We start from the raw sequence: 14,908 nt of genomic DNA, 5'->3' as shown, positions 1-14,908 counted from the left end.
ATAAGGGAAACGACATGGCTACTGATATCAAAGCGCCAACCTTTCCGGAATCCGTTGCCGAAGGCTCAGTGGCGGCGTGGCATAAAAAGCCGGGTGATAGCGTTGAGCGTGACGAGCTGATTGTTGAGATTGAAACCGACAAAGTGGTGCTCGAAGTCGTTGCACCGGAAGCGGGTACCCTGACCGACGTGATGGCCGAAGAGGGCGATACCGTTGAGTCAGAGCAGGTGCTGGGCAAAATCGGCGCGTCTAGCAGCAAAGAAGAGAATTCTTCTGATGCGCCGAAAGAAGCAGCATCTGAGGCCAAGCCGGCTGAAGACAAGCCTGCCAGCAGTGGTAACGGCGGTGGTAAGCAGCACGACGTGAAAGCTCCCAGCTTCCCGGAATCGATTCAGGAAGGCACCGTGGCGGCATGGCACAAAAAAGTCGGTGAAGCGGTCAAGCGCGATGACGTGTTGGCTGATATCGAAACCGACAAAGTCGTGCTTGAAGTCGTGGCACCAGCCGACGGCGCCCTGGCTGAAATTAAAGCCGAAGAGGGTAGCCAGGTAGAATCCGAAGCGATTCTCGCTACCTTCACCGAAGGTGCCGGTGGCGATAGCGGTGGTGATTCAGCGTCTGCTAAAGCCGATAGCAGCGATGACGCTGGCGCCGACGAGAAAGTGGGTGACAAGATCCTCGCTCCGGCGGCACGTAAAATGGTCGCCGAACACGACCTGGACGTTGCCAAGATTGAGGGCACCGGTAAAGGTGGTCGCATCTTGAAAGAGGACGTTCAGAAAGCGGTTAAAGATGGCTCCGCTAAGAAAGCAGCGGAAGAGGCTGCGGCGCCGGCGACAGCAGCCGCTGCACCGGCAGTTGAAGGTGAGCGCATCGAGAAGCGCGTGCCTATGAGTCGCCTGCGTAAAACCATCGCCAAGCGCTTGGTTGAGGCGCAGCAAACCGCGGCGATGCTGACCACGTACAACGAAGTGGACATGACCGAGATCATGGCCTTGCGCGCGCAGTACAAAGAGACGTTCTTAAAAGCTCACGATATCAAGCTGGGCTTTATGGGCTTCTTTGTCAAAGCGGCTTCAGAAGCGCTCAAGCGTTATCCGGATGTGAACGCCTCTATCGACGGCACCGACATCGTCTATCACGGTTACCAGGATATCGGCGTTGCCGTTTCCACCGACCGCGGTTTGGTCGTGCCGGTACTACGCGACACCGACAGCATGAAAATTGCTGACGTTGAGCGCACGATTGTCGACTTCGGTAAGCGTGGTCGTGACGGTAAGCTGGGCATGGACGACATGATCGGCGGCACCTTTACCATCACCAATGGCGGCACCTTTGGTTCCTTGATGTCGACCCCGATCATTAACCCGCCGCAAACCGCCATTCTGGGCATGCACAAAATCCAGGATCGTCCGATGGCAGTGAACGGTAAGGTCGAGATTCGCCCGATGATGTATCTGGCGCTCTCTTACGACCACCGTATGATCGACGGCAAAGACGCCGTTCAATTCTTGGTTACCCTTAAGGGATTGCTGGAAGACCCGGCTCGTCTGTTGCTGGATGTCTAAAGCATAAGCGTTATTGCGATAGTGATTGAAATAGAGAGTCAGTACGCTACTGCTTAACCAGGATTTATCTGCAATTGCACACAGCCTCTCGCCCGGTTTGAGTTATCGCGGTGAGAGGTCAGCAAGCTAAAGGAGCCAACATGGCTGATAAGTTTGATGTGATCGTTATCGGTGCCGGCCCTGGCGGTTATGTCGCCGCCATTCGTGCTGCACAAATGGGCCTGAAAGCGGCCTGTGTTGAGAAATGGATCGGTAAAGAAGGTAGTGTTGTTCACGGTGGCACTTGCTTGAACGTGGGCTGTATCCCGTCTAAAGCGCTGCTTGAGGCATCCCACAAGTTCGTTGAAGCCAAACACGATTTCGACGATATGGGTATTCAGGCTGGCGACGTCTCCATGGACGTTACCAAGATGATGGCGCGCAAGGACAAGATCGTTAAGAACTTGACCGGCGGCATCTCTGGCTTGTTCAAGGCCAACGGCGTTACCGCTATCGAAGGTACCGGTAAAGTGGTGTCTGGCAAGCAGGTTGAGGTCACTGACAACGACGGCAATACCACCACCTATGATGCCGATAACATCGTTATCGCTGCGGGCTCCGTTCCGGTGGAGATTCCGCCGACTCCGCTGACCGAAGGTTTGGTGGTTGACTCTACCGGCGCGCTGGAATTCACCGAAACGCCTAAGCGTTTAGGTGTGATTGGTGCAGGTATTATCGGCCTTGAGCTGGGCAGCGTATGGAACCGTCTGGGCTCTGAAGTCACCGTGCTTGAAGCCATGGACTCCTTCCTGCCGATGGTGGATGCCACCGTTGCCAAAGAGACTCAGAAGCTGCTCAAGAAGCAGGGCCTGGATATTAAACTGGGCGCTCGCGTGACCGGTTCTGAAGTCAAAGGCGAAGAAGTCGTTGTGAAATACAGCGATGCCAACGGCGAACAAGAGATGACCTTTGATAAGCTCATCGTTTGTGTTGGCCGTCGTCCGTACACCAAAGGCGTGATTGCCGACGGCGTTAGCGTTGAGCTGGATGAGCGTGGCTTCATCTTTGTTGACGACCAGTGCCGTACCAACGTGCCGGGCGTTTATGCCATCGGTGACTGTGTGCGCGGCCCGATGCTGGCGCACAAAGCCTCTGAAGAGGGCATCATGGTGGCCGACATCATCGCTGGCCATAAAGCCGAGATGAACTACGATACTATTCCTAGTGTTATCTATACCTACCCGGAAGTGGCGTGGGTCGGTATGACCGAGCAAGACGCTAAGGCGAAAGGCATTGAAGTTAAAACCGGCACCTTCCCGTTCGCGGCTAGCGGCCGCGCGATGGCTAACAACGCCACCGAAGGTAGCGCCAAGATTATCGCCGATGCGGAAACTGACCGTATCCTCGGTATGCATATCGTGGGTCAGCACGCTGGCGAAATGATCGCCCAGGGCGTCATTGCGATGGAATTCGGCTCTAGCGCCGAAGACCTAGCACTGACCTGCTACGCGCACCCGACCATGTCGGAAGCTGTTCACGAAGCAGCGCTTGCAGTAGAAGGCCACGCGATTCACATGGCCAATCGCAAGAAGCGTAAATAATTCAGTAAGCAACAACGAAGCGCCACCGTTAGGTGGCGCAACACTTTCGGCTTTGTCTTAATCCACAAAGATCGAAAGAACGGGGGTGATCAGTTTTTTTAAGCTTGTGCTTTTAAACAAGCTGATTACCGTTCGAGTCACATGCAACCAATGGCATGAATCGATGAATCTTCACGAGTATCAAGGTAAACAGCTGTTTGCCGACTATGGTCTACCAGTGTCAAAAGGCTTTGCAGTCGACACTCCCGAAGAAGCCGAAGAGGCTTGCAAAAAAATCGGTGGTGACATGTGGGTGGTTAAAGCCCAGGTGCACGCCGGTGGCCGTGGTAAAGCGGGTGGCGTTAAGCTAATCAAAGACCCGGCTGAAGCCAAAGCCTTTGCTGAAAAGTGGTTAGGCAAGAACTTGGTCACCTTCCAGACTGACGAAAAAGGTCAGCCGGTTGCCAAGATTTTGGTTGAAACCTGCACCGACATCGCTGACGAGCTGTATCTCGGTGCTGTCGTCGACCGTACTACCCGTCGTGTGGTCTTCATGGCCTCTACCGAAGGTGGTGTTGAGATCGAGACGGTTGCAGAAGAAACACCTGAAAAGATTCTTAAAGCCGAAATCGATCCGCTGGTCGGCGCACAGCCGTACCAAGCGCGTGAGCTAGCCTTTGCGCTGGGCCTGAAAGGCGACCAGATCAAGCAGTTCACTAAGATTTTCTTAGGTCTTTCCCAGTTGTTCCACGACAAAGACCTGGCGCTGTTAGAAATTAACCCGCTGGTTATTACTGACGAAGGCAATCTGCACTGCCTCGATGCCAAGCTGGGCTTAGACAGCAACGCGCTTTACCGTCACCCCGACCTGCAGGCCATGCGTGACCCGTCTCAAGAAGACCAGCGCGAAGCCGATGCGGCGAAGTGGGAACTTAACTATGTCGCGCTTGATGGCAACATCGGCTGCATGGTTAACGGCGCAGGTTTGGCCATGGGCACCATGGACATCGTTAACCTGAGCGGCGGCAAACCCGCTAACTTCTTGGATGTTGGCGGCGGCGCTACCAAGGAACGCGTGGCAGAAGCGTTCAAAATCATCCTGTCTGACGACAATGTTAAGGCCGTATTGGTTAACATTTTCGGTGGCATCGTACGTTGCGACATGATTGCTGAAGGCATTATCGGTGCCGTTGAGCAGGTCGGTGTCAACGTGCCGGTTGTCGTACGTCTGGAAGGTAACAACGCCGAGCTGGGTGCTGAAAAATTAGCGTCTAGCGGTTTGAACATCATCGCGGCTACCAGTCTGACCGACGCGGCTCAGCAGGTCGTTAAAGCGGCGGAGGGCAAGTAATGAGCATCCTGATCGATAAGAACACCAAGGTCATCTGCCAGGGTTTTACCGGCGGCCAAGGCACGTTCCACTCCGAGCAGGCGATTGCCTACGGTACGCAAATGGTCGGTGGTGTTACACCGGGCAAAGGCGGCCAAACGCACCTCGGTCTGCCCGTTTTCAACACCGTGAAAGAAGCGGTAGCGAAAACCGGCGCAGAAGCCAGCGTTATCTACGTGCCTGCGCCGTTCTGTAAAGACTCAATCCTTGAAGCGGCGAATGCCGGTATCAAGCTGATTGTGTGCATCACTGAAGGCATCGCTACGCTAGACATGCTCGAAGCTAAAGTGAAGTGCGACGAGCTAGGCGTACGTCTGATTGGCCCGAACTGCCCCGGTGTTATCACCCCAGGCGAATGCAAAATCGGCATTATGCCGGGTCACATTCACCAGCCGGGCCGTGTCGGTATCGTATCTCGCTCGGGTACCCTGACTTACGAAGCCGTTAAGCAGACCACTGATCACGGTTTTGGTCAGTCTACCTGTGTCGGCATCGGCGGCGACCCGATTCCGGGTTCCAACTTCATCGACATCCTCGAGATGTTCGAGAAGGATCCGAAAACCGAAGCCATCGTTATGATCGGTGAAATCGGCGGTACGGCTGAAGAAGAAGCAGCGGCTTACATCAAAGCCAACGTTTCTAAGCCAGTGGTATCCTACATTGCCGGTGTGACTGCACCTCCTGGCAAGCGTATGGGTCACGCGGGCGCGATCATCTCTGGCGGTAAAGGCACCGCAGACGAGAAGTTTGCGGCCCTAGAAGACGCCGGTGTTAAAACTGTGCGCTCTTTGGCTGAAATCGGCGATGCGCTAAAAGAAGTCACTGGCTGGTAAGCCACTGACGACTAGCTGCACGCTATAAGGGCGCCCCTCGGGGCGCCCTTATTTTTTTGAGGACTATGTTATTAAATACTATGTTATTGAGAACTATGTTATTGAGAACTATGGCATCGGTGAACGGTGCAGCATTCGGTAGCTATATAAAATAAACAGCGGTGCGCCCGCCGCTAGATAAAGATGGTAGCTGACCAGCCGCCATACCAGTACCGCGGCGGCGGCCTGATCGCGCTCCATCAACGGCAGCAATAGGCTACCTACGCCCACCTCCGCAGCCCCCGCGCCGCCGGGTAAAAAGCTAAGCTGACTCGCTGCCATCGCCAGCATTTGGGTTAAAAACGTCCACATCCAATCTGCATGTCCGCCAGTTCCCAATACTGCCAAATACAGCAAGCTATAGCGCATCAGCCAGTGGGTGGTGGTCAGCAGCATCATAGCGATGAGCGTAGTGCGCGGCAGCTCAAGTGTGACTTTAAGCGCATGCCGACAGCGTAATAGACGCCGTGCAAGCCAGCGCCGCCGATAACGGCTCGGCCATGGCGTATTCACGCCGGGAGAGCGCAATAGACGTGGCAAATAACGCATCACCACGCTGACCAGCGTGGCCATAAACGTTAAGCCGACCAGCGCCCATTGCACAAGTGATTGGTGCGGCCACTGAGTGTCGCTGAGCAGTGAAAACAGCACTAGTCCGCTCAACATAGCCAGGAAAAACAGTAAATCGCAACCTTGGTCGACCAGGAAAACCGCCGCGCCTTTGGCGGGCGGAAAACCACGCCGTGCTAACAATACGAGCAGGGTAGCCGGGCCCCCGCTGCCGCCTGGGGTGGCGCACAGCGCAAACTTAGACGCCAGCTCAATCCCCAGCGCGCCGCCTTGGCCTAGCCTGCCGGCACGGCCGCCGAGCATTAACCGCAGTCGTGCCGCATTAAGGTTCCAGCATATAAACGCCATCACCAGCATTAATGACAGCAACCCGAGCGGAAAGTGTTTGACGCGCTGTAGTGCCTCAGCGCCACCCAGCCATGCGGTAAGCAAGAGCGGCGTCACTAGTGCCAAGGCAATCATCACGCCGTGGATGGGGCGCCACTTTAGTAGCTGGCGACGATTAGTGGTGTTGGCGGAGTGCATGCGGTTGGCTGCCGTGGCAAAGGTGTTGGTAGTGCTCAAGCAGCGAGTGCATGACGCCATCCCAGTTGAAATGGCGCTCCACATGGCGGCGCGCGTAGCGTCCGCTGGCGGCGACATCATTGCTGAACAGCGCCACACACGCATCAGCCATGGCAACGGGGTCAAGCGGCTGGCATAAAATACCCGCCCCCAGGGGTACATTTTCTGCCAGTGCCCCAGCATTTGCCGCTATTACCGGAAGGCCACTGGCCATCGCCTCTTGGGCAATTAAGCCGAAGGTTTCGCGGGTGCCTGCGTGTAGCAGCGCATCGCTACTGGCCAGCGCCTTCGCGACCTCGTGGGCGCCACAGCAGCGATCCACGATGGTGACATTGCTGGGTACGTGATGTGGCATGCCGGGGCCCATCAGCAGCAAATGGTAATCGTTGCCTAGCTGACGCATCGTCGTAAGCAGCACATCAATATTTTTCTCGCGGGAATTGCGGCCCACAAATATCAGCAGCTTTTTGTCGCTGGGTATGCCCATGGTTTGGCGAAACGCAGAGTCACACTGCTGGGGATTAAATTGCGCCAAATCGACGCCCAATGGCTGAACGCGAACGTTATCGACGCCCCAGTCATTCAGTCGATTAGCCATAGCGTTACAGGGCGCTAGCACGCTATCAAACTGGCTATAAAGTTCTGTGACATAGCGGATTAAGCGCTTTTCAACGTAGCGTCCAAAGCGGTCACCCATCAAGCGTGGAAGGTCGGAGTGATAGAAGCCCACCACCGGCACGCCAAGGCGCTGACCCGCGGCCAGCGCTGCCCATGCCGTTACATACGGGTCGCCAGCCTCAATAAGATCAGGCTTTAGGTCAATCAAGGTATCGCGCCAGGGTGAGCCTCGCAGTGGGAAGCGATAGCCCTGGCCCAGAGGAAGGTGTAACGCCGGTAAGGTGTGATGGTCGCCGAGGCTATCGCGCTCCGCTCCCGGTACCAGCAGGCTAGTCCGCAGCTGTGGAATACGTGAAAACACGCGATGTTTGGCTTGCAAATAGGTGCGTACACCGCCGCTGGCGGGGGCATGAAACATCGTCACATCGGCAATGTGCAAGCTAACCTCCAACCCTACTAAGTGTCATCGTTTCACCATAAAGGAGAAATAAGTCAGTTCGACGACACTGGCTATGGGGGCTGGTATAAAAAAAGCCACGGCTCTCGAGCGAGAGCCGTGGCTTGGTGACAGCTTTACATTGCCTTAGACGGCTGGGCGTGCCACCAGTGAACGAGTCTCTTCGCGGGCTTCGGTCAGCATCACGCGAAGCGGGTCGCCCAGCTTATAACACTCTTCGCCTTCGATCTGAATACGCCCCTCTTTATCGTCAATGACTACTTTACTGCGGTCACTGTGCATCAAGGGTGCGGGTACAAACGCTGTCGCGCCATTTTCCAGTAGACGAACGCGCATACCGCCACGGTTGATGGCCATGATTTCGGCCTCAAAGGTGTCCTGGCTCTGCGCGGCGGGGGTTAGATAACGCACATAGAGCCAATCTTTTACATCGCGCTCGGCCATACGGTTCAAGCGGCGGCGCTCCGTCAACTGCTCGGTAAGCTGCTGGGTGGCTTCGGCAGGGGCCTGCTCGCCTTTCAGCACACGCTTGATCAAGCGGTGATTGACCATATCGCCGTACTTACGAATCGGCGAGGTCCAGGTGGCGTAGGCCGCCAAACCCAGGCCAAAGTGAGGGCCGGGCTGTGCGGACATCATGGTGAAGCCCTGGAAACGACGCAGGCGCGCATCCAGCCAGGCATCATCGCGGCTTTCCAGTGCACGCTTAAGCTCGGTGTAGCGGGCCAGCTCGGTCAGCGCTTCGCGATCAACGACGATCTCTTGGCCTGCCAGGAACTCTTGGGCGGCTTCGGCTTTCTCGGGCTCGAACGCGCGGTGGACGTTAAAGATACCGTGGCCGATATGCTGGGCCAGGAAGTCCGCGCAGCAGGCATTAGCCACAATCATCGACTCTTCGATCATGCGATTGGCAATACGGCGCTCTTCAGTACGCACTCCCAACACGTTGCCGGCAGGATCGAGATCAAACACGTAGTCGGGGCGGTCTTTAAACACCAGCGCATGTTCGTTGCGCCAAGCGGTACGCGCTTCAGTCAAATCACGCAGTGCCTTAAGCTGCTCGGCAATATCATCGGCGGGAGCCCAGTCGCCTTGATCTTCGATCCAGTCAGAAACGCTGTCATAGGCAAGCTTGGCGTGGGAGGTAACGTTGGCTGCAAAGAAGCGGTAATCGCCCAGGCTGCCGTCGGCGTTAATATCCAGCGTACAGGCCAGCGCCGGGCGCTCTTCGCCTTCCCACAGCGAACAGAGGACGTCTGACAACTGCTCTGGCAGCATGGTGACGTTCTGGCCGGGCAGGTAGACGGTAAAGGCGCGGATACGGGCTTCTAAATCAGCCGCATGGCCCTCTTCCACATAAGCTGTGGGGTCGGCAATCGCCACACTCAAGCGCCAGCCGCCTTCAGCACGAGTAGCAATGTGCAGGGCGTCATCCATATCACGGGTCTTCTCACCATCGATGGTGAAGAAGGGCGTGGCGGTTAAATCTTCGCGCGTCAGGCCTTCATCATGCAGGGGCCATTCGGTGCCCGCTTCGGGGGATTCCTGCTCCAGCGCATGGCGAGCAAGCGTCACGCGCCACGGCACCGCTGGATTATCGCTTTTAGCGATCAGCTCATCAATCTGGGCGAAGAAAGCGCGGTCATCGGCTTTCAGCGGATGGCGTACCAAGCGGGCCACCACCCAGTCGCCGTCGGCAATGCTGTCTTCATCAAGGCTGTTCTTAATCCGCGCCTTGATAATATTTTTAATCGACGGATGGTCGGGCACGACAGAAAGGCGACCTTCGCGCTTCTGCACGCGGGCGACAAACCGGTCCAGACCCGCTTCGATCAGCTTTTCAGGCTCAACGGATTTTTTGTCACCGTTCTCGTGAATAACCGCTTCCACGCGATCACCGTGAATCACCTGCTTCATGGCGGGCGGCGGCACGAAATAGGATTCACCGTCGTCGGTTTCGAGAAAACCGAAACCTTTGTCGGTGGCTTTGATCACCCCTTCAGCACGGGGGGTGGTTTGACGAATCTGTTGCTTGAGCTGGGCAAGCATGGAGTTATTCTGAAGCATGAGCTCAATCAGTTGGCGAGAGTTAGGCTGCCACTATACGGATTCCCGCAGGCCGCGCCAATTGTCGCCGAGTGAAGTCGGCCCTGATGTTCGCTTGGGTGACGGCGAGTCAAAGACTTACATGCGTTTGGGGGAATCAGTTAAGCTAAACGCCCATGCCGATGGAGCGCGTTATGACACCTCGCCTGATTGTTTCTGACCTGGACGGCACCCTTTTAGGAAGCGACCACACCCTGCACGCAAGCACTGTCGAGGTGCTACGAGCACTGGTGAAGCAAGGCCACCATGTTGCACTTGCCTCCGGTCGCCACTTCCACGACATGAAAGTGTTTCGCGATCAGCTGGATATTCCCGCGCATCTGATCAGTACCAACGGCGCCTATGTTCATGATCCGGAAGGTACCTTGCTGGCGGCTACCCACGTTGATCCTGAGCATGCCAAGACCTTGATCAATCTTCCCCGTCCGCCCCAGGTTCGGCTTAACCTCTACCGCGAAAGCGGCTGGCATATTGATGCAGAGGCCCCGCATCTCTTATCGCTTCACGCCGCTACCGGCTTTGGCTATGAAGTAGTCCCTCCAGCGCAGATGGACACTAACGGCGTGGGTAAAGTGCTCTATCTGGGCGACCCAAATGCGCTAAAGCAGCTAGAAGCCCAAGCTCAAAAGGCCCACGGTGATGCGCTGCATATTACCTACTCGACGATTGATTCCCTGGAGATCATGGCAGGCGGGGTCAACAAGGGCGTGGCGCTGTCATCACTACTTGAGCGGTTGGGCTTAACACCCGCAGATTGCCTGGCGTTTGGCGACAATCTTAACGATACCGAAATGCTCGACTTGGCAGGGGAGGCCCAGGTAATGGCCAACGCCCACCCGGATCTGTTTGACCGTGTTACCGACGCTGAACGCATCGGCCACCATGGCGAAGCCGCCGTTGCCGAGTGGCTTAAACAGCGGTTTGGATTTTGATTGTCCATTGACACTCAAAGCAACCTTGCTGGTTTCAGCAAAGTTGCTATAGGCGTTATGGGCGTATAAGCCGCAGCTCACCATTGAGTGCTTTGATAATCGAGTAGCACATCACCAATAGCACGATAGAGAACGGAATCGCCGTGGCGGTCACCCCCGCCTGAAGCGCGGTTAAACCACCGCCGATCAGCAGCACAATCGCGATCAGCCCCTCCACAATCGCCCAGAACATCCGCTGCGGGCGGGGAGCATCAATCTTGCCGCCAGCGGTGATGGTGTCGATCACCAGTGAGCCGGAATCAGAAGAGGTGACAAAGAAGATTAGCGCCAGAATGATGCCCAGCGTCGACATCAATCCTGTCAACGGCAGTTCATTGAGCATGCCAAACAGCGACAGTTCGGGTCTATAGCTATCAATCACATACTCTTTAACCAGGCTGGTGGCAGGGTTGGCATAGAGCTGCTCAAGCGCGGTTGAGCCGAAGACGCCCATCCAGATAAAGATAAACAGGCTGGGAACCAGCAGTACGCAGAGGACGAACTCACGCACGGTACGGCCCTTCGACACCCGAGCGATGAACATGCCGACGAAAGGTGCCCAACTGATCCACCAAGCCCAGTAGAAAATGGTCCAGGCTTGACGATAGGCATCATCGTCACGGCCAAAGGGCGCCGATAACGGCAAAAACTCAGTCATATAGGTGGATAGACCCGCCCAGAATCCGCTTAGCGCCAGTAGGGTAGGGCCAGCGAAGAGCACGAAAAAGAAGAACAGGACCGCCAGCACCATATTGATCTCGGAAAGCTTCTTAACGCCCCCCTCCAGACCGCGCCACACGGATATGAGCGCCACCGCCGTGACCAGTACGATCACGATGACCTGGGTGGTGGTGCTTACCTCTAGTCCGAAAACAAAGTTCATCCCCGCATTAGCCTGCTGTGCCCCGAGCCCTAGCGATGTCGCCAGCCCAAATAGGGTCGAAAATACGGCAAGGATGTCGATCGTGTGTCCCCACCAGCCCCAGACGCGATCACCGAGAATGGGAAAAAATGCCGAGCGAATCGAGAAAGGCAGGCCCTTGTTGTAGGTAAATAGGCCCAACCCGAGCGCCATGACCACATACACCGCCCAGCCGTGGATGCCCCAATGGAGATAGGTACCCGCAAGGCCTAGTGCACTGGCGTCGGCAATGGCGTCAGGATTCAGCTCGCCATTGGCACCGAACGGAGATTCAACGCTCAGCGGTAGCGAAACATTGGCGTGATAGACCGGTTCCAGCACGCCGAAGAACAGCAAGCCAATGCCAATCCCTGCGGTAAACAGCAGCGCAAACCAGGAAAGGTAGCTGTGCTCCGGCCTAGCGTCGGGGCCGCCCAATCTTACCGAGCCGTGAGGAAGAACCACCAGGGCTAAGCAGAACAGAATGAAGAAATCCACCAGGATCATGAAATACCAGTCCAGCGTTCCTGTGGAGAAGGCAACGATAGACTGGAAAACACTACCCGCGCGCTCAGGAAACAGCAGGGTGAGGACAATAAAAATAGCCGAGGCAATGGCGGAGACCACGAAAACGCGGTTGTGGATATCAAAACCGAAGGGGCCGAGCTGCCCCTTGATATTATCCTGGCCAACGACATAGTCGGTCTGCATGTCGCTTTCTATGGGGGACGACGCGGGATCGCTGGGGGTGTTCATAAACAGTTTCTCTGCATTAGAGGATGTTATGCCAAAGCCCCATCATGAGGATAAACAGCGTTGAATCGCAAATTGTGGTCGAAAATAGATGGTGCCATCGCGTCTACTTCATTCGTGGCTCTGTGGTGTCTTGTCTTTATCCAGGCGCTTGATCTGCCGCCACAGGTCTTGACGTAGATCGGCGATCTTGGGCTGTTCCTCGGCAGTGAAAGGCACTGGGCGGCACAGGCGCTGGGCGCGTAGCCCCAGGCGTGCGCTAAGCAGCCCGGTGGCCAAACCTTGCCCGGCACGGGCGGAGAGACGCCCGGCTAAATCTAGCGAGAGCATATCCATACTAGCGTCGGTGGCCAGTTCGCTAGCCCCGGCAAAGGCCATATTGTGTAGCACATTGCGAAATAGTCGCAGGCGGCTGGCGTAGCCCAGTTCAAGCCCGTACAGGCGGCAAAGCCGGTCTACCATCGCCAGGCTGCGCCAGGCAACCAGTGCCATATCCACCAGCGTCAGCGGGCTGATCGCGACCATGATCGCGGTTTCACCGGACATCCGGGTAATCAGGCGTTGGGCTTCACGGTCGCGTGGCGCTAGCAGGTGATATCGCAGCAGCGTTTGAATATCTTCGCCGTTATGGTGATGCTGGCTGGCGCGCTGAAAGGCCAGCCAGTGCGGGTCATCGTCGGCAAGTTTGAGCTGGTGCCTTAGCTGCTCGGCCATGGCGCGGGCCTGCTTTGGCGAGCGCTGTGGCAGCTCGGCAAGCTCGCCACGCAGCTTGTCGTGGCGCTTCAAACGGCGCAAACGGCCCAGCTCTTTGAGCAGTGAAATGCCCCCTAAGCCAATCAGACTAATGCCGAATGCCTGCCAGGCCATGGTTAACCACTGGGATTGGGCCAGCGCGTCAGGAATGCCGGTCACCAGCTCTGCGGTGCCCAAGCCGGCGGCGCCCACCAGGGCAAATATTAACCCCCAGCGGCGTTTGCGTGGTACACCTAAACTGGCGGCGGGCAGGGCTTTGTCTTCTGGCAGGGGGGCTAGCGGATGGTGTTCGCTGGCGTCACTAAAGGCTTCACGCTGGCGCAGGGACGACGCTACGTTAGTGGCGTCTTCTGGCTTATCGTCCAGATTAAAATTGCGCCGCGGCTGTGGGGTGGTCATGTCAGCTTATCTCCAATCAGCCAGTCGATGGCGGCGTCCATGCGAATATGATCCAGCGCTTCTGAGTTAGTTTGCATCGGTCGAAAGCCGGGGAAGTCGAAGCCCTGCTGATTCCAGAAGTCGGCAACGGGTAGCCGGGCGGGTACATCGCCGGGGTAAACCAGTACGTCTTCACCTTCTAGCGTAGTGCCGCGCAGCGCGGGTGAGCGCTTACCCTCATGGGTCACCTCGCGGGCTTCGGTAGCGCGAATCGCTGCCAGCGAAAGTGCTTTAACCGGCACGTTGGCAAAGCGCAGATCTTTGAGCGGTTCAGCCAGCAGCGCTTCAAGCAGTTGCACCACGTGGCCGTGCTGGTCGGGGGTGACGTGGTCGGCTTTAGTGGCGGCAATCGCGAGCCGATCAATTTTAGGCGCGAACAGACGCGTGAGTAGGCTGCGTTTGCCGTAGTCAAAGCTGTTCATTAACTGTTGCAGCGCCCGTGAAAGGTCTTCGAAGCGTTCAGGTCCAGCGTTCAGCGCGCCGAGTACATCGACCAGCACGATTTGGCGGTCAAAGCGGCGGAAGTGATCGCGATAAAACGGCTTGACCACCTGCTGCTGGTAGTAGCGAAAGCGCGCCGCCAGGGTAGCGTAGAGGCTATTGGCGGGCAGTGCATCCAACGCCTCTTTAGAAGCGTTGAGCTGCGGTAACGGGAAAAACTGCAGCACCGGCGCGCCTTCTAATTCGCCGGGCAGTAAGAAACGTCCTGGCTGGAGGTCGGAAAATCCCGCCTGCTTGGCACACTGCAGACCCCGGGCGTACTCTTCGGCCAGGGTGGCGAGCTGGGCTTCATCGGCTTCGCTCGCCGGGTCGAGTTGCTCCACCGCCGCCAACCACTCGCTAAACAGGCCGCGGCGCTGCTCTCCTGTGTGCAGTGCCTGGGCTTGGCTCCAACTGAAAAAGTCGTGCTGTAACAGCGGTAAGTCGAGTAGCCATTCGCCGGGATAGTCGAAGAGATCGAGGGTTAGGTGGGCAATTTCAGGGGTCAGCCAGCCGCTATGGGCGGGGCGGTAACGTAGCTGTAAGCGCAACTCGCTGATGCCGCGGGTGGGCTCTGGCCAGCGTGGCGGCGCATCTCGTAGCGCGGCCATGCCGGGGTCGTAGGGAAAGCGCGGCACGCCCAGGTCGGGCTGATTCAGCCGCTGAGCGCCGAGCAGGCGACCTTCCCGGGCGGCGGGCAGTAAATCGAGCTGTGCCTCCACGCCAGCATGGCGCAGCTGGTTGACCAGTGAGGTCAAAAACGCGGTTTTGCCCGCTTGGGAAAGGCCGGTCACCGCTAAGCGCAACTGGCGATCTCGCCCCCGCTCTAACAAATTGCTCAGTTCGCGGCTTAACGGCTGGCGCATCTTATCGATCCCTTTGTGTTTCTGGCTCGCTATCCATTAGTA

11 protein-coding genes are annotated in these 14,908 nt (G+C 56.9%); 5 read left to right on the top strand and 6 right to left on the bottom strand.

The window, feature by feature from the left end:
* The first annotated feature begins 14 nt into the window (after positions 1-14).
* The 4 genes from odhB to sucD all read left to right on the top strand — a co-directional run bounded on the left by odhB (position 15) and on the right by sucD (position 5,350).
* The gene (odhB, locus tag ACQE2I_RS12930; protein ID WP_427028483.1) at positions 15-1,568 is read left to right on the top strand and encodes a 2-oxoglutarate dehydrogenase complex dihydrolipoyllysine-residue succinyltransferase; all 1,554 of its coding nucleotides are present in this window, start codon (positions 15-17) and stop codon (positions 1,566-1,568) included.
* 140 nt (positions 1,569-1,708) lie between these two features.
* Positions 1,709-3,148, top strand: coding sequence for a dihydrolipoyl dehydrogenase (gene lpdA, locus ACQE2I_RS12925; RefSeq protein ID WP_427028482.1), 1,440 nt, complete (start codon positions 1,709-1,711; stop codon positions 3,146-3,148).
* A gap of 163 nt (positions 3,149-3,311) precedes the next feature.
* On the top strand, positions 3,312-4,478 hold the full coding sequence (sucC, locus tag ACQE2I_RS12920) for an ADP-forming succinate--CoA ligase subunit beta (protein WP_035577585.1): 1,167 nt from the start codon (positions 3,312-3,314) through the stop codon (positions 4,476-4,478).
* Positions 4,478-5,350 carry a succinate--CoA ligase subunit alpha gene (gene sucD, locus ACQE2I_RS12915; protein WP_427028481.1) on the top strand — a complete coding sequence of 291 codons (873 nt, stop codon included), beginning with the start codon at positions 4,478-4,480 and terminating at the stop codon, positions 5,348-5,350. The genes sucC and sucD overlap by 1 nt, the downstream gene beginning before the upstream one ends.
* A 108-nt stretch (positions 5,351-5,458) precedes the next feature.
* Here the strand turns inward: sucD and ACQE2I_RS12910 are convergent, their stop codons facing one another.
* The 3 genes from ACQE2I_RS12910 to ACQE2I_RS12900 form a co-directional block, all read right to left on the bottom strand.
* Complete coding sequence (locus tag ACQE2I_RS12910) at positions 5,459-6,523, bottom strand: lysylphosphatidylglycerol synthase transmembrane domain-containing protein (RefSeq protein ID WP_427028480.1); 1,065 nt, start codon at positions 6,521-6,523, stop codon at positions 5,459-5,461.
* Positions 6,462-7,580, bottom strand: a complete 1,119-nt coding sequence (locus tag ACQE2I_RS12905) for a glycosyltransferase (RefSeq protein ID WP_427028479.1) — start codon at positions 7,578-7,580, stop codon at positions 6,462-6,464. Before ACQE2I_RS12905 ends, ACQE2I_RS12910 begins: the two co-directional genes overlap by 62 nt.
* Positions 7,581-7,724: 144 nt before the next feature.
* The gene (locus ACQE2I_RS12900) at positions 7,725-9,665 is read right to left on the bottom strand and encodes an exoribonuclease II (protein ID WP_427028478.1); all 1,941 of its coding nucleotides are present in this window, start codon (positions 9,663-9,665) and stop codon (positions 7,725-7,727) included.
* Positions 9,666-9,838: 173 nt separating this feature from the next.
* On the opposite strand from ACQE2I_RS12900, the gene ACQE2I_RS12895 reads away from it, so the two are divergent.
* The gene (locus ACQE2I_RS12895; protein WP_427028477.1) at positions 9,839-10,636 is read left to right on the top strand and encodes an HAD family hydrolase; all 798 of its coding nucleotides are present in this window, start codon (positions 9,839-9,841) and stop codon (positions 10,634-10,636) included.
* Between the two features lie 55 nt (positions 10,637-10,691).
* On the opposite strand, the gene ACQE2I_RS12890 is transcribed toward ACQE2I_RS12895, so the two are convergent.
* The 3 genes from ACQE2I_RS12890 to ACQE2I_RS12880 all read right to left on the bottom strand — a co-directional run bounded on the left by ACQE2I_RS12890 (position 10,692) and on the right by ACQE2I_RS12880 (position 14,866).
* Entirely contained in the window at positions 10,692-12,332 is a 1,641-nt protein-coding gene (locus tag ACQE2I_RS12890) for a BCCT family transporter (protein WP_427028476.1), read from the bottom strand.
* Positions 12,333-12,440: 108 nt separating this feature from the next.
* On the bottom strand, positions 12,441-13,481 hold the full coding sequence (locus tag ACQE2I_RS12885; protein WP_427028475.1) for a YcjF family protein: 1,041 nt from the start codon (positions 13,479-13,481) through the stop codon (positions 12,441-12,443).
* A complete protein-coding gene (locus ACQE2I_RS12880) occupies positions 13,478-14,866 on the bottom strand; it encodes a YcjX family protein (protein ID WP_427028474.1) in 1,389 nt (462 codons plus the stop codon). The genes ACQE2I_RS12885 and ACQE2I_RS12880 overlap by 4 nt, the downstream gene beginning before the upstream one ends.
* Between the last annotated feature and the right edge of the window lie 42 nt (positions 14,867-14,908).

The sequence above is a fragment of the Halomonas sp. H2 genome (assembly GCF_050215315.1).
GTDB lineage: Bacteria > Pseudomonadota > Gammaproteobacteria > Pseudomonadales > Halomonadaceae > Vreelandella.
Note: the sequence above shows the minus strand (reverse complement) of the source record. Positions and strands in the feature narration are given on the sequence as shown.